Origin of the sequence: Paenibacillus sp. 32352 (assembly GCF_002042965.1) — a bacterium.
GTDB classification, from domain to species: domain Bacteria; phylum Bacillota; class Bacilli; order Paenibacillales; family NBRC-103111; genus Paenibacillus_S; species Paenibacillus_S vulneris.
Window position 1 is genome coordinate 495,822 of sequence record NZ_MZNT01000003.1, and the last position, 17,502, is coordinate 513,323.

Sequence of the window (17,502 nt, forward strand, 5' to 3'; positions counted from 1 at the left end):
ATGAGCGAGACGAACGTACCAGCAAGACCAAGCGGTACCGCTTTTCAAAGTGCGTCAGAGGCCATCGATTGGATTGTACATTTGATTCCATTCGGAATTAAGCCGGGGCTTAACCGGATGGAAAAGCTGATGGAGCTGCTTGATAATCCGGAGCGCCGCTTGAAATTCATTCATGTGGCGGGAACGAACGGCAAAGGCTCCGTCTGCGCCTATCTAACTGAGATCTTAAAGCAGAGCGGATACGATGTGGGGACCTTTACGTCCCCTTATATCGAGAAATATACGGATCGCATTCGGTTGAACGGCGAGAACATATCGGAAGAAGACTTGCTGCGCGTTGTCAACAAAATCAAGCCGCTGGTCGATGAGATTGCGGATTCCGAGCTCGGACAGCCGACGATGTTCGAAGTGTCGACAGCCGTAGCGATAGAATATTTTGCCCACGTATCCTATCCGGACTTTGTCGTGTGGGAGACAGGCCTTGGAGGACGTCTGGATTCAACGAACGTCGTCAGTCCGATCCTCTCGATCATTACGAATGTAGGCCATGACCATATGGAAATACTGGGTGATTCCATCGAGAAGGTGGCTGCTGAGAAAGCGGGTATTATTAAGGCGGGTGTACCGGTAGTCAGTGCAGTAAGCCAACCGGAAGCGATTGAGGTATTGGAGCAAACAGCCAAGCAGAAAAATAGCACGCTTTATTTATTGAACAGACAATTCCGCTATGAGGTGCTATCTTCCAAGGAAAATGACCAAACCTTTGGGTTCCAAAGTCCGTTCCGCCCTATTCCGAAGATAGGAATTACGATGAACGGGCAGCATCAGCTGCAAAATGCTTCGGTAGCCTTAATGGCTATCGAGCTGATGCGTCAATATTATGCTTTGATTGTAGAGGACGATGTGCTGCAGGATGCCATGAGGGCAACCAAGTGGGCGGGGCGGCTCGAGATGATTTCCCAATCTCCGCGTATTCTCATAGACGGCGCACATAATCCCGAGGGAGGTGCTGTATTAGCACAGGCACTACGGGAAACGTACACATACAATAAACTACACTTTGTTATGGGAATGCTCTCTACCAAGAATCATTCCGAATATTTACGGCATATACTACCACTGGTGGATACACTTATCCTTACCGAGCCGGATTGGCATAAAAAGGAAGATGCTGTGAAGTTAGCCGAGCTGGCCAGAACCCTTTTACAGGAAATCGATCGTAAGGATGTGGAAGTGATCGTAGAACCGGATTGGAAAGCGGCGCTGGAGCAGGTTAAAGCGAGAACGGCCCAGGACGATCTGGCCGTTGTGTCCGGCACGTTGTATTTAATTGGAGATGTTCGTTCCTGGGTCTTACATCAATCCGATTCTGAAAAAGGCTGGTGAGAGCGGCGTGAAACCATCTGAGCATATCCATTTTATCGGTATTGGCGGATACGGCATGAGTGCAATTGCCAAAGTCATGCTGGAAATGGGGTACCAAGTATCGGGTTCTGATTTGGCGCGGCAGGAGCTTACGGAAAAGCTGGCTGCCAAAGGAGCACGAGTATATATCGGCCATGAGGCTGAACACGTTAATGGGGCCGATGTCGTAGTCTATTCTACGGCTTTAGCGAAGGATAACGTCGAGATGACGGCTGCCGAGAATTTGAACATCCCTATTCTGCACCGTTCCCAAATGCTCGCCCGTTTAATGAATGCCAAGAAAGGGATTGCTGTAGCGGGAGCTCACGGGAAGACGACGACATCTTCGATGATCGCTCTTGTTCTTGAGCATTGTGAGCAGGACCCTACCTATATTATTGGCGGAGAGATCATGAATGTCGGCAGCAATGCGAAGGCCGGCCAAGGCGACTGGGTCGTAGCCGAAGCTGACGAGAGCGACGGGTCTTTCCTGCAATATCATCCATACATTGCTTTGGTGAACAATATTGAAGCGGACCATCTGGAAAATTATAACGGGGACTTTGAAAATTTGAAAAAGGCATACGCTCAATTTTTAAGTCAGGTAAAATCCGATGGGAAGGCTGTCGTTTGCAAGGATGACAGCTACTTGCGCGAGATGATTCCGTTAATTCAAAGCGAGGTCATTACTTACGGCATCGAGCATGATGCCGATTATATGGCGACCAACATTGATCTGGGAGACCGAAAGGTACAATTCGATGTTCTCCATCACGGTCAGCCGCTCGGCACGATCAGGCTGTCGGTTCCGGGGAAGCACAACGTTTACAATGCGTTGGCTACGTTGATCACCTGCCTGGAAGCAGGACTAACCTTCGGGCAGGTTGCGGGGGCTATCACTGAATTCCGCGGAGCCAAGCGGCGCTTCCAAGTGTTAGGTGAGGTAGATGATATTCTGGTCATCGATGACTACGCCCATCATCCGACGGAGATTGAAGCCACTATCAGTGCCGCGAAGGCGACAGGGAAAAAGATCATTGCCGTATTTCAGCCTCAACGCTACACTCGAACCTATTTTCTGTTCGAGCAGTTCAGCCGTGCTTTTCCTGAAGCGGACGAGGTCATCATTACCGACATTTACTCTCCGGCCGGCGAAAAACAAATCGAAGGGATCTCTTCGGCCAAGCTGGTAGAGCTGATTCGTCAAAACAGCAATAAGAATGTACAATACATTCCTTCCAAAGAGCAGGTGCAGGAGTACCTATACTCCCATGTGAAGAGCGGAGATCTGGTCCTGACCATGGGAGCGGGAGACATCTGGAAAGCTGCCGACGGCCTGGCCAAAGCGTTAGAAGGCAAAAGAAGCGTATCCTAAGGACCCAAACCATCTATCGGAACCATGCGAGCGTTAAGCTTGTATGGTTCTTTCTTTTTTGAATGAAGAATATGCATTGACAGTGCAAATGATAACTATTATCATTTGATTGAAATAACAGAAGAAGGGAAGCCTTATCATGAAGATCAAATACTGCTGCAGAAACTTCAAGCACGGGTCCAAGAGCGTTTACAAGACTATGAAGAAACAGTTTCCCGAGATGAAGCAAAAGAAGCGGGACTGTCTCGGCGCGTGCAAGCTTTGCTCCAGGCAATGCATCGCAAAGGTTGGAAAAGCCGATGTCATCTGCGCGCCTTCTGCCGAAAAGCTGTATGAAGTGCTGCTCGATTTGATCGGATAAGGCTCTTTTTAACTGATCACATCATGGAAGGTTGTGTAGCTTTGTTAAACGACGAACTAAGCCAAGCGCTCAATGAGCAAATGAATTATGAATTTTATTCCTCTCATGTCTACCTCGCTATGGCTGCATACTGCTCGGCAGAGAGCCTGGACGGCTTTGCCAATTTCTATATCGTACAGGCGGAAGAGGAACGTTTCCATGCGATGAAGATCTATAAGTTTCTCAATGACCGCGGCAGAAGAGCTACAATCCAAGGGATGGACCATCCGAAAAATGAGTATGCCTCTATTCTGGAAGTGTTCGAGCATGCCTACGAGCATGAGAAAATCGTTACACAGCGCATCTACCATCTGTCTGATATGGCCTTGAATGACAGGGAGCACGCTACGATTCATTTCCTCAAATGGTTTATTGATGAGCAGGTGGAAGAGGAAGCGATGTTTGACAGCATTATTCAGAAGCTCAAGCGGATAGATAAGGACAGCAACGCATTCTTTATGATGGATGCGGAATTTGCCCAGCGGGTATTTACGCCGCCAGCCAATTAATTCGGTAACCCTGCTCCAATTGATAGAGGTCCGGCCGGAAGCGGGTAAGACCATGTCGCGCAAAATAAGGACTTGCTTGTTCTAATCCTTCCATCTCTCTCATAGTCTAGTAATACGAAAATGGACAAGGGAGAGAAGTAGGAATGAACAAGAACAAAATGACTTTTCGATTTGACCATAGCCCTGGACGGAATAACGGCTCGCAGCGCGTGGTGAAGGAAGAGCCCCAGGTCATACCGCTACATGTGGAAGAGTATCGGGTGGAAGAAACGCCTCGCGCGGAAGACAGCTTCATTCATACCGTAGAGGAAGGAAACCATTCATCGTTACCCCCTCAGGCTGCAGCTCCAGCAAAGCAGCCGCTCATTGACGCCCAGCCTTTAAATCTGTACACGACGGATTACGGCGGCTGGCAGAGCTCCTTCGACGCAGAGACCAATCGGGTCGAGCAGCTGATTCGGGAATCCAACGGAGCCAAGAACAGAGCGGGAGACGGCTTGGAGCCGAAGCAAGACCTGCGCGATCGTTATGATCGGGAAGAGCCTTCTGAGCCTCTTCGGGATCATCGATGGTATGTTCCCGAAGAGCCGGTCTACGTATCGGGTCCCCGTAAGCCGAATACCTCCTGGATCAAGGTCGCAACATCGGTTGCAGGGGCTATCGTGACAGGCATTGCATTCGGATTTTTCGTCCTCTCCATGTTCTCGGGAGATAATCAGGCGAAAACAAGCGGGAATACGGCCGTGTCCGGATCAGGCACCTCGATAAGCACCACTCAGGGAGCCGCCGAGAAAAATACCGCTGCCGTTAACGGAACTACCCAGCCATCCGCAGATAAATCAGGCTCGGTCAGCCCATCGGTTCCTGCTTCAGCTTCGGCTGCTGCCGGGATTGCCGCCAGCATCCCTGCCAAATCGTACAGCTTCCTGCAAAGCGGGGTGTTCAGCACGCCGCAAAGCGCGGATGCGGCCCAAGCCGATTTGAAGAAAAAAGGATTTACGGCGGTCCGTGATTCAGGAGACAAATATCCGGTCTATGTAGGCATTGCGATGACACGTGACGAGGCGATGGGGCTATCGCAGCAGTTCAAGCAAAAAAACATGGAAGTGATCGTGAAAAATGTGGAGCTGCCGGCCCTTACCAAAATCAAATGGAACGGCAAGCAAGCCGATTCGCTGCCTAATTATATGAATCAAGGAGCGAAGCTGGTGCAATCGATCGTCCCGCTTGCTTCATCCCACCTGACGGAATCCAAGCCTTCACAGCTGGATGCGTCAGCACTGCAGTCGATAAAAACAGCGCATCAAGCCTGGACGGGATTATCGGCCTCCGCGACCGAAGGACTCGCGGATGACGCCAAAGCAGCGCTGCAAAAAATGAATACGGCCATGAGCTCAGCGATCGTTTCCTTGGACGAATATAAGAAAAATCCGGGAGCCTCTTACATGTGGCAAACCGAGGCCGCTTTGATGCAGTATGTCATGGTGGAGAAGGAATTGCGCAAGCTGGTGACGGCGGAATAAAATTAAAGCAGCTGCGTTTAAGCTTAAAGTTTAAGCGCAAGCGGATATGAAAAACGACGAACCGGGACAGCCCTAAGGCTGCCGGTTCGTCGTTTTTTGGCTTTGCGTGTAGCGGTCGAGCAGAGCGGCCGCTTCCGCCCGGGTCATACGGCGGTCCGGCATGAACCGGTCCGCCGTAATGCCGTCGATCCAGCCTGCTTGCTTCAGGCTGGCGATCGCACTGGCCGACCAGGAGCCGGTCGGCACATCATTGAACGGCGGCTGCGTCACCGCCGCCGTGCCTGCCAGCGGCAGTGCCAGCCGCTGGAACATCGCGGCCACCTCGGCGCGCGTGACGGGCTGGTCGGGACGCAGCGTCCCGTCCTCGTACCCGTCCAGCACCCCGGCGGCCACAGCTTTGCTCAAGGACGCGTAGGCCCAGTGACCGGCCTGCACGTCCTTGGCTTTGTCGGCCAGGGGGGTGCACACCCCTGCGCCGTAGACAGCCCCGGTGACGGTCGGGTCGGCGCAGACGCCCGTCGAAGCAGCGGCATGGGCCGTCGACAGGTTGAATACGCGGTCCAACAGGGTGATCCACTCCGCACGCGTCATCTCCTTGTCCGGCAAAAACTGCTTGCCGACGCCATCGATAATTCCCTGCGTGTTCAAGCGCACGATCGATTCCTTCGCCCAATGCCCGGTAATATCCGTGAACACGCTGGAGGAGCCCTGTCCATTAAGCGGCAGGTAATCTTCAATGCCAAGAGCGATCGCTTTGGCCATTCGTGTCCTTACCTCGTCGCTGTTAAGCAGAGCGGCGTCCTTGGCGTTGGATAAGAACGAAGTCTCCACGAGAATACTCGGAATCGTTCCCATTCGTACGACATATACGGAGCTCTCCACCAGGCCGAGATTGGCTACTCCTACGTTCGTTACGAACTGGTTCAGCACTTTTTGTGCAAGCTCCTTGCTTTCCGGAGTCAGAGCTGCCATTTGCGGACTGGCCGGATAGTCAACCTGGGGGAAATTCTTATCGTAATACAGGACCATCGCTCCGCGAGCGTCCGGGTTAGAGTAAGAATTGGCATGGACCGATACGAACAGGTCCGCATTCTGTGCGTTGGTGAAGTCAACGCGATCCTTCAAGGATATGTAAGTATCGTCCGTACGTGTCATGCTTACTTCATATCCGTGTTCAACCAAGAAGCCCTTTAATTTTCGGGCAATATCCAAATTTACGGTTTTTTCATTTAAGCCATTGACTCCAATAGCCCCGGGGTCAGAGCCTCCGTGTCCCGCATCTACGACAATTTTCGCCGCAAAGGCCGATGTCGGGAAAGCTATCAGAAGCATCAATAGAATCATGATGGTAGTATAAGGCCGGCGCTTCAAATCGAATCCCTCCTCGCTATATTCTACAGGCTGTCCGTACGTGTTGTAAGCAGGTAACATTCTCCAAAATTATGCTATAATACGAGATGCGCATATCAACTGATAGAGGAATGGGAACCGAAGTGAAAAAAAATACATTTACTTTTATCTTATTGCTTATCATAGGATTAGTGGCGGGCGCCTTGGTAGGGCAGCTGCTCAGCCCGGTCTCCGCCTTATCGTTTTTGACGAAATCCGTCGAGCTGTCATGGGAGCCTAAAGCGGATTTACTGGTGTTAAAATACAATCTTCACATCGAACTGAAGCTGAACTTGGTCAGCTTAGCGGGGCTGGCGGCATCGTTTTGGATTTACCGCAAATTGTAAAAGCTAAGAGGGCTGGGAACATTGGAATAAAGAATCGATCAAACTATTCGGATCAAGGAGTCTATATATGTCGAATACTGTGCAAAAAATGCTGATTCTGGCGTCTTCCTCTCCTCGACGTCAGGAATTGATCAAGTCTCTTCAACTGCCGTACGAAATCAGGGTAAGCGATGTAAATGAAGATACGGAGCCCGGGCTCAAGCCGGAGGAGATCGTGGAACAATTATCCAGTCGCAAAGCGGCGGCTGTCTGCGAAATGTATAAACAGGAGCGGCGCACGGACGGAATTGTTATCGGATCGGATACCATCGTCGTGATAGACGGCGAAGTGCTGGGCAAGCCGAAGGACAAGCAGGATGCCTTCAGCATGCTGAACAGGCTGCAGGGACGATGGCATCAGGTCTATAGCGGTGTGGCTTGCATCGATTTGGCGTCAGACCGGCAGGAGGTTTCTCATCATGTTACATCTGTTTACATGAAGCCGTTGACGGCAACCCAGATCGAGCGTTATATTGATACGGGCGAACCGATGGATAAAGCGGGCTCTTACGCCATTCAAGGCTTGGGCGCCACGATGATCGAGCGTATTGAAGGCGATTATTTCAATGTTGTGGGACTTCCGGTATCCCTGCTCAGCGATCTGCTGGCACGCATGGGTATTGCTGTTATTTGAGTCTGCATCATGATATAATGAGGGTTCAATGACTTTTTTAACGAAAGAGGGGAATGAATGGAATCGCCCAATATGACATTGCGCGATGTCCCAAACGAAGAACGACCTAGAGAACGCATGATGCAGTATGGGGCTCAAGCATTAAGTAACGCGGAATTGTTAGCTATTTTGCTGCGGACGGGTACGGTTCAGGAATCTGCCGTGCACTTGGCGCAAAGATTGCTAGCCCAGTCGGGAGGACTGAGGAGTCTTGTCGACATGAGCCTGCAGCAGTTAACGGAAATCAAAGGGATCGGCGCCGCCAAAGGGCTGCAAATCCAGGCCGGCATTGAATTGGGCCGGAGGCTTGCACGGAGCGGTATGAATGAGGTTGTAACGGTTCGTTCACCCGAGGACGTGTCAGGTCTTTTGATGGAAGAGATGCGTTATTTACAGAAAGAGCATTTTGTTTGTTTATTTTTAAATACAAAAAATCACATCATAGGTCAGGAAACGTTATCTATGGGCAGTTTGAATGCGGCGATCGTACATCCCCGGGAAGTATTCCGGGCTGCGATCAAGCGGAGCAGTGCTTCGATTATTTGCGTTCATAACCACCCTAGCGGCGACCCGACCCCGAGCTCTGAGGATGTCGCCTTGACCCGCCGTCTGATGGAAGCAGGCGAGATCATCGGTATCGACGTGCTGGATCACATTGTGATCGGTGACCGGAGATACGTAAGTTTGAAGGAGCAAGGCTTGATGTAATATAATAGTGGAAGTCGTTAAAGGATTTGTTATGTAAGTAAATAGCTGGTTGGATCAGCAGTTTTTTGGGCATGAAGCCATAGGAAGGGAGTACCGAGCATGTTTGGTGGTTTTACAAAGGACCTGGGGATCGATCTCGGGACAGCAAATACATTGGTCTATGTAAAAGGTAAAGGGATCGTGGTCAGAGAGCCCTCGGTTGTGGCGCTGCGTACCGATACCAAATCTATAGAGGCCGTAGGAAATGACGCAAAAAAGATGATTGGCCGTACTCCCGGTAATATTCGTGCAGTCCGTCCGATGAAGGACGGGGTCATTGCCGATTTTGATACGACTTCGACCATGATTAAATATTTTATTCGCCAGGCCCAGAAGGACCGCTGGTTGTTTCAACGGCATCCTAGCGTAATGGTGTGCGTACCTTCGGGAATTACAGCCGTTGAGAAGCGTGCGGTAGAGGATGCGACCCGTCAGGCGGGTGCCCGCGACGCCTTCACCATTGAAGAGCCGTTTGCAGCGGCGATCGGCGCTGATTTGCCCGTATGGGAGCCGACAGGCAGCATGGTCGTCGATATTGGCGGCGGTACTACCGAGGTAGCGGTCATTTCGTTGGGAGGTATCGTAACCAGTCGCTCCATCCGTGTCGCGGGAGACGATATGGACGAAGCGATTACCCAATACATCAAGCGGACGTATAACTTGATGATCGGCGAGCGTACAGCGGAATCAATTAAGATGGAGATCGGTTCTGCGCTGCCTATGGATCCTCCTGTCAGCTTTGAAATCCGCGGCCGTGACCTGGTGACGGGGCTGCCGAAGACGATGAGCGTAACCTCCGGCGAGATTACGGAAGCTTTGGGAGATACCGTGAACAGCATCGTGGATTCTGTGAAGGTGACATTGGAGAAATGTCCGCCTGAGCTGGCCGCCGACATTATGGACCGCGGCATCGTCCTTACAGGGGGAGGCGGTTTGCTGCGCAACCTGGACAAGCTGCTGTCCCGCGAAACCGGCATGCCGGTTCTTGTGGCCGAGAATCCGCTCGATTGCGTGGCAATCGGTACGGGAAGAGCGCTTGAGAATATTCATCTTTTCAAAATGAGATCAGGTCCTACAAGCAAGTCAAAACGCTGATTATTACGCTGTGAAGGTTAGAAGGTGTATGCTTTGAAATTGTTGGGGAATAAGAGGCTGCTGATTTTGCTTCTCGGCCTTATCTGTTTCATCGCCTTGATGGGCTTGACGCTCGGCAAACGAGGGCAGGCGACGTGGCCTGAGAAATTTGTTGGCGATACATTGTCTTGGACACAAGGATTGTTCTATAAGCCCGCTGGCTACATAGCGGGTTTCTTTGAGGATATGAAGCAAATGCGTACGATTTTTATCGAAAATCAGGTGCTGAAGCAGACCTTGACGAAATATGCCCGAGATACGACGCGTCTGAACGATCTGGAGCAGCAAAACAAGCGGCTGCAGGAAGCGCTTGGCTTTACGGAGCGCCAGAAGCAGGCTAACAACTATACGTTTCGGATTGCCGAGGTCGTCGCGGTCAGCCCGGATTCTCTGAATAATACAGTCCGCATTAATCTGGGAGAGAAGGACGGCGTCAAGCCCAATATGGCGGTTGTTTCCGTAGACGGCTTGGTAGGCCGCGTGCTTCAAACCTTCTCGTTCTACTCCAACGTGCAGCTGTTGAACGGAGTGGACGATACGGCCAACGAATCGAAGGCGATATCCGTGACGATCAAGAACCGGGAGAACGAGTCCTTCGGGATGATCGAAAGCTATGACCCAACCCAACAGAAGCTGATCATGACCAAGATCGACCCGAACGACAAGCTCGAGGTCGGCGATGAAGTCATCACCTCCGGCTTGGGTCAAGTATTCCCGAGAGGCATTCCGGTCGGCAAGGTCGTTTCCAGGAAGCCGGGCACTTACGGAATTTCCCATGAAGCCACGATACAACCCTTTGCCTCCTTTACCCATTTGCGGGAAGTATTCGTTGTATTTGTTCCGGAGCAGGGGTGAGGCGGATGGCGCGCAAGTGGCTGTGGGTAATTTTAACCGCCTTATTAATTCTGGAAGGAACGTTGTTCCAGTGGCTGATTCCGGGCGTGTGGCAATCCAGGGTCTTCGTGGCCCCTCATTTCATGCTTGTTATCGTATTGTACATCGGACTTTATGTGAACCGTCATACGGCATTGTGGTACGGCCTTATCTTTGGTTTTTTGCAGGATTTATTGTACTATTCGCCCATGCTCGGACCGATATCCTTTGCCATGGGGCTTACCGGCTATTTGGCCGGCCTTACGCACCGCAGGTTGTATTCCAATATTATCGTAAGCATGCTGGTCATTGCGCTCGGCAACTTGTTCTATGAAGCTATTGTGTACGGGCTGTACCGCTTGTTCCAGACAACGCATCTGGATTTGCAGTGGGCGTTTTTCCATCAAATGCTGCCAAGCACGCTGTTTAATCTGCTCTTTGCCTTGATCGTGTACGTTCCGGTAAGAAAGCTGTTCGAGAGCATGCACCGAGAAAGTCCCGCCCCGGAGGAATAATTTTCAGCGAAAAAGAAGGAGATATGCTGAAAAAAGCCGAATTGTATAGGCTAGGGGGTTGGAAAAGTGTATGGCGGCAGTAAAGCATCACGTGACAATAAAAGGTGTTAAAGACGGGCTCGTATTTTTGCTTAACGATACATGTGAGTTTGATGAAGTCATCCAGGAGCTTAAGCACAAGCTTGAAAAGACCCATCAGCAAATATTGACCGGCCCTATTATTCATGTTCATGTCAAACTTGGAACGAGAAACGTTTCCGAAGAGGAGAAGGAGCAGATTCGCTCCATCATTGGACAGAAGGGAAATCTGCTGATCCAATCTATTGAATCGCAAACGGCGGACCCATCGGCGTCCGTTTTTCAACATATGCCGGATATTAAGCTGCTCAAGGGCATCGTACGCTCCGGCCAAACATTAACTGAAGAAGGCAACATCCTGTTCCTTGGTGATGTGAATCCGGGCGGCACGATTATCAGCTCGGGCAGCATCTACGTGATGGGATCCTTAAAGGGCATGGCTCACGCAGGGGTGGACGGCGACGAATCCTCCGTTATTGCCGCATCGCATCTGAGACCGACTCAGCTCAGGATTGCCGGCATTATCAGCAGGCCGCCGGATGAATGGGGAATCAACGAAGCTTTTATGGAGTTTGCCTATATTCGGGATGGCAAAATGGAAATAGATAAAATTCATCATATGCATAAATTAACGGCAAAGCAGTAAGGAGAAGGAGTGAAGCATATGGGAGAAGCAATTGTCATTACTTCGGGAAAAGGCGGTGTCGGCAAGACGACGACATCCGCTAATATCGGAACGGCATTGGCGCTTCAAGGGAAAAAGGTGTGTATGGTCGACACGGATATCGGCCTGCGCAATCTGGATGTCGTCATGGGGCTGGAGAACCGGATCATTTATGATTTGGTAGACGTAGCAGAGGGGCGCTGCCGGTTGGCTCAGGCATTGGTGAAGGACAAACGCTTTGACGAGCTCTACATGCTTCCTGCTGCTCAAACGAAAGACAAGCATTCTGTTTCCCCGGAAGCGGTAAGAGACATCGTGCTGGAGTTAAAGCGCGACTTTGATTTTGTCATCATTGATTGTCCGGCAGGTATAGAGCAAGGGTTTAAAAATGCGGTCGCCGGAGCGGATAAAGCTATCGTCGTCACCACACCGGAGAACGCGGCCGTACGTGACGCGGATCGTATTATCGGACTTCTGGAGAACGAACGCATTGAATCGCCGAAGCTCGTTATTAACCGTATCCGTGCCAATATGGTCAAAAAGGGCGAGATGCTTGACATTGACGAGATCTGCTCCGTATTGGCCATCGATTTGCTGGGCATCGTTCCGGATGACGAATATGTCATCAAAGCGGCTAACATGGGAGAGCCGACGGTGATGAATCCAAGCTCGCGTGCGGCGATTGCTTATCGTAACATTGCCCGGCGTATTTTGGGTGATACCGTGCCTTTAATGCCTATGGACGAGAAGTCCGGCGTTATTTCCAAATTGAAGAAGTTTATCGGAATGGGATGATCGGATTTGCTGCATAAATTAAAAAAGATCGATATTCCCATCGTTGTCATCCTGCTAGCATTCATGGTTATCAGCACGCTGCTTGTCTACAGCGCAACGCTTGATGACCCGAATATTGTTTTCGATCTTAAAAAGATGATCATCATCTATGTTATCTCTATCCTCGCTTTCTTGGGGTTAACCTTTGTCGACTACCGCGGGCTGCTAAAAATTTCGCCCTATTTATATATAACGGGTCTTGCCATGCTGGCGGCCGTGTATAAATTCGGGATGGAGATTAACGGCGCCAAAAGCTGGTTCCAGCTTCCCGGGGGGCTGCTGTTTCAGCCGGCCGAGCTTATGAAGCTTATGCTGATCATGGGCCTTGCCGCGTTTCTTGCCCGCAGGCAGGGAGAGCCGTTGTTATTTTGGACCGATGTAGTCCCTGTTGGCGTCATTGTGCTGATACCGTTTATTTTGGTGCTGATCCAGCCGGATTTGGGGAATGCCATCATTTTTATCGTTGTCTTCATCGGCATGTTATGGATCGGAAATATCAAATATGTGCATTTCTTGATAGGGGTGCTCATTGCCGTAGGAGCGCTGGTATTGTTCATGTACCTGTTTACTCATTACCACGATCCTATTAAAACCTACTTTTCGGATAGAGGCAAAGGCCACTGGGTCGCCCGGATGGATACCTTTATCGATCCTGAGAACGCGACGAAGGACCAGAAGTTCCAGGTAGACAACTCGATCAAAGCGATCGGCTCCGGCGGCTTGACCGGGGAGAAGTACTTGCAGGGGACGTCGGTCCACCGGCATTTCATCCCATATGCCTACTCGGATTCCATCTTCGTCGTATTGGCGGAAGAATTCGGTTTTGTCGGCTCCTCCGTTCTATTGCTGCTCTATTTCGTCTTGATTTACCGAATGATTCTAATATCTATCCAGTGCGGGGATAAAGGGGGCTCCTACATCATTGTCGGCGTCGTCTCCATGTTCGTCTTTCAGATTTTCGAAAACGTAGGCATGCTGATCGGCATCATGCCGCTGACGGGGATCACGCTGCCCTTCATCAGCTATGGAGGTACTTCACTGCTGATCAATATGATGTGTATTGCGCTCGTGATGAGCATTCGAGTCCATCAGGAAAAAGAATTAACCTATTAAGATAACAACTGTCCTATGAAGCATCCTGAAAATCAGGGTGCTTTTTTGGCATGTCTAACGGGAAATCATGAGCATCCTGGCTACAGTGATATGTTGACTTAAGGGAGTTTACCAAGTTCGCGGCTTCTTGTGGAGAAGCCTGTATGCGCTTCGAAACCCAGGCCCCGCTTTGAGGGGCTATTTAATTCTCATATTTGGTTGTACAGGCTCATAGGATGAGAGTAAACAAGCTCCGGCTGGCTGCAGGATCAGACAAGCACAATAATGCCGGTTCAATTTATCCAATCGCTCTATGGAATACGGCGGCTTTCCTGATGGAAAGCTCTTGGGAGGTAACCGAGTATGAGCACGAAAAATAATATACGTCAAAGAAGGATGGAGCGGATCAGAGAGCTGCAGGCGTCAGCAGAACGGCGCCCCGTACCTAACCCTATGCATGTCCGGCAGCAAGAGCTGCTGGAGCCCTACCGCTCTTTTCCAGAGCCGGTCCGGGACCAGCTTGACGATGCACCGCCCCAGGATACGGGACGCTGGAACGATCCGGAGTATGTATGGAAGCAAAAATGGCAGCAGGACTTGTCACGCAGAGATTATGAGGACGATGGTCCGGAACGGAGCCGGTTGATGCCTGGCAGAAGCGGGCTGCGCCTGAAGCTGGTCGTCAGCTGTTTTCTATTTGCTTTGATTTGGGGAATGTTTCAGTGGAATCATCCGCTTGCCAATAAGGGCAAAGCCTATATCAGTTCAGCATTGAATGAATCCTTCCAATTCCAATCGGTAGCTCTCTGGTATGAACGGCAATTCGGCGGAACCCCGTCGCTGCTCCCTGCTCTAAGCACGCTTCATCAAGAGGAGGCTCAGAAGGTGGATGTTGTCTCCAAGCATTATTTCACGCCGGTCAAGGGAAAGATCATCGCTCCCTTTGAAGCAAGCCGTCTCGGGGTAACGATAGAGACGAAGCAGGACACGCCTGTAGCCGCGATGGATACGGGTCTGGTGGTTTATGTGGGGAACAAGGAGGATACGGGTTATACGATCATTATCCGTCATACGAACGGCCTGCAATCGGTCTACGGCTGGATCGAACAGGGCAAGGTGGAGTTAAACGACTGGATTAAGGGCGGTGAGACGATAGGCACGGTGTCCAAAAACAGCACAAAGCAATCGGGATACCTGTATTTCGCTGTATCCAAGGACAATAAATTCGTCAATCCGGCGGATGTGGTACAATTTGAGTAAGTGGAACCGCCTTTTTGGCGTCCCTATTCGTTTTCATCCGCTTTTTTCCATTGTCATTCTACTGTCTATCTTGGCGGGCTACTTTATTGAGACGGCAACATTATTCGGCATAGTGCTAATTCATGAGCTGGGACATGTCATGGCGGCCAAAAATTTCGGATGGCGGGTAAAGGAAATTCAGCTTCTTCCTTTCGGCGGAGTCGCTGTGGTGGATGAGATGGCCAGTGTTCCGGCATGGCAGGAAATCATTGTAACGCTGTCAGGACCGCTTCAAAATGGTATGATGATGGTAGCGGCGTTGGTTCTGCAATCGACAGGCGTGATTTCCGGAGAATGGAGCGCCTATTTCATCCAAGCGAATATGTACGTGGCTTTATTCAACCTGCTTCCCATTCTTCCTTTGGACGGGGGCAAGATCATGCAGTGCGTCTTGAGCTTTTGGCTTCCGTACCAGAAGGTGATTGTATTCAGCTGCGTGGCCAGCCTGATTCTTAGTATTCTGCTGCTCCTCGCGGCGGCATTCCATACGTGGTATGGGGGCTTTCAGCTGAATTTGTTTATGATAGGCTTGTTTCTGTTTTATTCCAACTGGTATGCTTACAAGGGCATGTCCTATCATTTTATGCGCTTTCTGATCCATAGAGGGGACACATATCATCGGCTTGTCCGTCAGGGAACCTTAGCACAGCCGATTGTTGTGGACGGGAGGCGTAAGGTGACAGAGATTGTTCGCTTGTTTATGCGGGAGAAATACCATCTCGTGTATGTAATGGATGAGCGCGGTGCCATACGTATCGTACTCCCCGAACAACCGCTTTTGCAAACTTATTTCAATGAAACCAAACGGGGAAGTGCGATTTCCGAGCTTTTCATGTAAAATGAAGTCCGAGGTGGAAAATCATGAAGCGTATTCTCGTACAATGTGGACAGGACCAAATCGAAGTAGCGGTAATGGAAGATGACCGATTGGTAGAGTACGACAACGAACTTCGCGGGGCGGAGCACTTGGCTGGAAATATGTACATAGGTCGAGTCGTTAACGTTTTGCAAGGGATGCAGGCGGCGTTTTTGGATATCGGATTGGAAAAAAACGCCTTTTTATATATCGATGATATTTTACCGGCGCATTTGGAAAAGCACCCCAAACAAAAGCCGTTAATTACGGAGCTGGTGCAGGTAGGGCAAGCCCTGCTTGTACAGGTTGTCAAAGAGCCGGTGGGCAATAAGGGGGCACGGGTGACGACTCACTACTCGATTCCCGGCAGATGGGGCGTTTATATGCCGCGCGCCGATTACGTAGGCGTATCCCGCAAAATTGAAATTGAAACCGAACGTGAACGGTTAAAGCATGCCGCGGAGAAGCATCTGAAGCAGGGAGAGGGCTTTATAGTCAGAACGGCGGCCGAGGGCGTCGCGGAAGAGCTGATCACCACCGATCTTATAGACTTGCGGAAGCGATGGCAGGCGGTGGAGGAGCTATCCTCGCTGCAAGGTCCCGTACCGCGCAAGGTGTATACCGACTTTGGGCTGCTGCCACGCTGGATTCGGGATGTATTTCGCGATGATGTGCAGGAGCTCTGGGTTAATGATAAGGATGCCTATGACACCATCATGACTCTCGTTCGCGCCGTTTCGCCGGGTCTTTGCGAGAGGGTCCGGAGGTTTGAGAGAACGAGGGGGACGTTGTTCGGCACTTTTCAGGCGGACGAGCAGCTTGAGAACAGCTTTAAACGCAAAATTTGGCTGGATAACGGGGGCTATGTAGTCGTCGACCATACCGAGGCTCTGACCGTGTTCGATGTAAATACGGGGCGGTATACCGGGAGCGTAGATTTGGAGCAGACGGTGAAGGACACGAATGTTCTGGCGGCCAAAGAAATTGCCCGGCTATTAAGATTAAGAGATATTGGCGGACTTATTATTATTGATTTTATTGATATGGATTTGGTTGCTCACCGGCAGCTGGTTCTGGACACGCTCGAGCAGGAGGTCAAACGGGATCGCACCAAAACGGTAGTTGAAGGGTGGACACGGCTCGGCTTGGTAGAGATGACCCGAAAAAAGGTTCGTGACGGGAAGGACAAAGTGACTATTCGCCGCTGCACGGAGTGCGAGGGGACCGGATGGTTATGGACCAAATGACCGTTCCAAGGTGTACGGAAGAATCTATTGGAATAGGCATTGCAATCATTCATAGGCTGTGGTAATATAATCAGGTATGTTGCAAAACATGCTGTAACCGCACGAAGCGGGTTGAAGCACGCGTTCCTTTCAGAACGGGTCACCTGGCTAAGGCGAGTCTGAGACATGAGGGAGGTGCAACGAAATGTACGCAATTATCGAAACAGGCGGTAAACAATACAAAGTTCAAGAGGGCGATGTTCTTTACATCGAAAAATTGAACGCAGGTGAAGGTGAAGCTGTTACTTTTGACAAAGTATTGGCTGTATCCAAAGAAGGCGGTTTGGTGCTTGGAGCTCCATTGGTAGCTGGCGCTGCTGTATCTGCAAAAGTAGAGAAGCACGGTAAAGGTGAGAAAGTCATCGTTTACAAATATAAAGCCAAGAAGAACTACCGTCGTAAGCAAGGTCACCGTCAGCCTTACACCAAAGTTGTGATTGAAAAAATCCAGGCTTAAGCAGGGAT

The 17,502-nt window shown here is 50.5% G+C and carries 19 protein-coding genes and 1 other annotated feature; of the genes, 18 read left to right on the forward strand and 1 reads right to left on the reverse strand.

Annotated elements, in window-relative coordinates; all coding sequences use genetic code 11:
- The 5 genes from B1728_RS09905 to B1728_RS09925 all read left to right on the forward strand — a co-directional run bounded on the left by B1728_RS09905 (nucleotide 1) and on the right by B1728_RS09925 (nucleotide 5,211).
- The gene (locus tag B1728_RS09905; RefSeq protein ID WP_079910021.1) at nucleotides 1-1,386 is read left to right on the forward strand and encodes a bifunctional folylpolyglutamate synthase/dihydrofolate synthase; all 1,386 of its coding nucleotides are present in this window, start codon (nucleotides 1-3) and stop codon (nucleotides 1,384-1,386) included.
- A 7-nt stretch (nucleotides 1,387-1,393) separates the two neighbouring features.
- Nucleotides 1,394-2,779, forward strand: a complete 1,386-nt coding sequence (gene murC / locus B1728_RS09910; protein ID WP_144027820.1) for a UDP-N-acetylmuramate--L-alanine ligase — start codon at nucleotides 1,394-1,396, stop codon at nucleotides 2,777-2,779.
- A 139-nt stretch (nucleotides 2,780-2,918) separates the two neighbouring features.
- The gene (locus B1728_RS09915; protein WP_079910022.1) at nucleotides 2,919-3,140 is read left to right on the forward strand and encodes a DUF1450 domain-containing protein; all 222 of its coding nucleotides are present in this window, start codon (nucleotides 2,919-2,921) and stop codon (nucleotides 3,138-3,140) included.
- Nucleotides 3,141-3,181: 41 nt separating this feature from the next.
- Nucleotides 3,182-3,688: a ferritin gene (locus tag B1728_RS09920; RefSeq protein ID WP_179135963.1), complete on the forward strand. Its 507-nt coding sequence runs from the start codon at nucleotides 3,182-3,184 to the stop codon at nucleotides 3,686-3,688.
- Between the two features lie 143 nt (nucleotides 3,689-3,831).
- Nucleotides 3,832-5,211 carry an SPOR domain-containing protein gene (locus B1728_RS09925; RefSeq protein WP_079910024.1) on the forward strand — a complete coding sequence of 460 codons (1,380 nt, stop codon included), beginning with the start codon at nucleotides 3,832-3,834 and terminating at the stop codon, nucleotides 5,209-5,211.
- A 72-nt stretch (nucleotides 5,212-5,283) separates the two neighbouring features.
- Here the strand turns inward: B1728_RS09925 and B1728_RS09930 are convergent, their stop codons facing one another.
- Complete coding sequence (locus tag B1728_RS09930) at nucleotides 5,284-6,582, reverse strand: N-acetylmuramoyl-L-alanine amidase (protein ID WP_256865312.1); 1,299 nt, start codon at nucleotides 6,580-6,582, stop codon at nucleotides 5,284-5,286.
- A 122-nt stretch (nucleotides 6,583-6,704) separates the two neighbouring features.
- Here B1728_RS09930 and B1728_RS09935 point away from each other — a divergent pair, with 122 nt between their 5' ends.
- From B1728_RS09935 to rplU, 13 genes are all read left to right on the forward strand, one after another.
- Nucleotides 6,705-6,947 carry a DUF4321 domain-containing protein gene (locus B1728_RS09935; RefSeq protein ID WP_079910175.1) on the forward strand — a complete coding sequence of 81 codons (243 nt, stop codon included), beginning with the start codon at nucleotides 6,705-6,707 and terminating at the stop codon, nucleotides 6,945-6,947.
- A gap of 67 nt (nucleotides 6,948-7,014) precedes the next feature.
- Complete coding sequence (locus tag B1728_RS09940; protein WP_079910025.1) at nucleotides 7,015-7,620, forward strand: Maf family protein; 606 nt, start codon at nucleotides 7,015-7,017, stop codon at nucleotides 7,618-7,620.
- Nucleotides 7,621-7,677: 57 nt separating this feature from the next.
- Complete coding sequence (gene radC, locus B1728_RS09945) at nucleotides 7,678-8,367, forward strand: RadC family protein (RefSeq protein ID WP_079910026.1); 690 nt, start codon at nucleotides 7,678-7,680, stop codon at nucleotides 8,365-8,367.
- A 99-nt stretch (nucleotides 8,368-8,466) separates the two neighbouring features.
- Entirely contained in the window at nucleotides 8,467-9,501 is a 1,035-nt protein-coding gene (locus B1728_RS09950) for a rod shape-determining protein (RefSeq protein ID WP_079910027.1), read from the forward strand.
- Nucleotides 9,502-9,534: 33 nt separating this feature from the next.
- Nucleotides 9,535-10,395 carry a rod shape-determining protein MreC gene (gene mreC, locus B1728_RS09955; RefSeq protein ID WP_079910028.1) on the forward strand — a complete coding sequence of 287 codons (861 nt, stop codon included), beginning with the start codon at nucleotides 9,535-9,537 and terminating at the stop codon, nucleotides 10,393-10,395.
- Between the two features lie 5 nt (nucleotides 10,396-10,400).
- Complete coding sequence (gene mreD, locus B1728_RS09960) at nucleotides 10,401-10,928, forward strand: rod shape-determining protein MreD (protein WP_079910029.1); 528 nt, start codon at nucleotides 10,401-10,403, stop codon at nucleotides 10,926-10,928.
- Between the two features lie 70 nt (nucleotides 10,929-10,998).
- On the forward strand, nucleotides 10,999-11,652 hold the full coding sequence (gene minC, locus B1728_RS09965) for a septum site-determining protein MinC (RefSeq protein ID WP_079910030.1): 654 nt from the start codon (nucleotides 10,999-11,001) through the stop codon (nucleotides 11,650-11,652).
- A gap of 18 nt (nucleotides 11,653-11,670) precedes the next feature.
- A complete protein-coding gene (minD, locus tag B1728_RS09970; protein ID WP_079910031.1) occupies nucleotides 11,671-12,465 on the forward strand; it encodes a septum site-determining protein MinD in 795 nt (264 codons plus the stop codon).
- Between the two features lie 6 nt (nucleotides 12,466-12,471).
- Nucleotides 12,472-13,617, forward strand: a complete 1,146-nt coding sequence (locus tag B1728_RS09975; protein ID WP_079910032.1) for an FtsW/RodA/SpoVE family cell cycle protein — start codon at nucleotides 12,472-12,474, stop codon at nucleotides 13,615-13,617.
- 342 nt (nucleotides 13,618-13,959) lie between these two features.
- Nucleotides 13,960-14,856 carry a M23 family metallopeptidase gene (locus B1728_RS09980; RefSeq protein WP_079910033.1) on the forward strand — a complete coding sequence of 299 codons (897 nt, stop codon included), beginning with the start codon at nucleotides 13,960-13,962 and terminating at the stop codon, nucleotides 14,854-14,856.
- A complete protein-coding gene (locus tag B1728_RS09985; RefSeq protein WP_256865314.1) occupies nucleotides 14,849-15,733 on the forward strand; it encodes a M50 family metallopeptidase in 885 nt (294 codons plus the stop codon). Before B1728_RS09980 ends, B1728_RS09985 begins: the two co-directional genes overlap by 8 nt.
- Nucleotides 15,734-15,756: 23 nt before the next feature.
- A complete protein-coding gene (locus tag B1728_RS09990; protein WP_079910035.1) occupies nucleotides 15,757-16,998 on the forward strand; it encodes an Rne/Rng family ribonuclease in 1,242 nt (413 codons plus the stop codon).
- Nucleotides 16,999-17,083: 85 nt separating this feature from the next.
- Nucleotides 17,084-17,168: a sequence feature (ribosomal protein L21 leader region), on the forward strand.
- A 14-nt stretch (nucleotides 17,169-17,182) separates the two neighbouring features.
- Entirely contained in the window at nucleotides 17,183-17,494 is a 312-nt protein-coding gene (gene rplU, locus B1728_RS09995; RefSeq protein ID WP_079910036.1) for a 50S ribosomal protein L21, read from the forward strand.
- The last annotated feature ends 8 nt before the right edge of the window (nucleotides 17,495-17,502 follow it).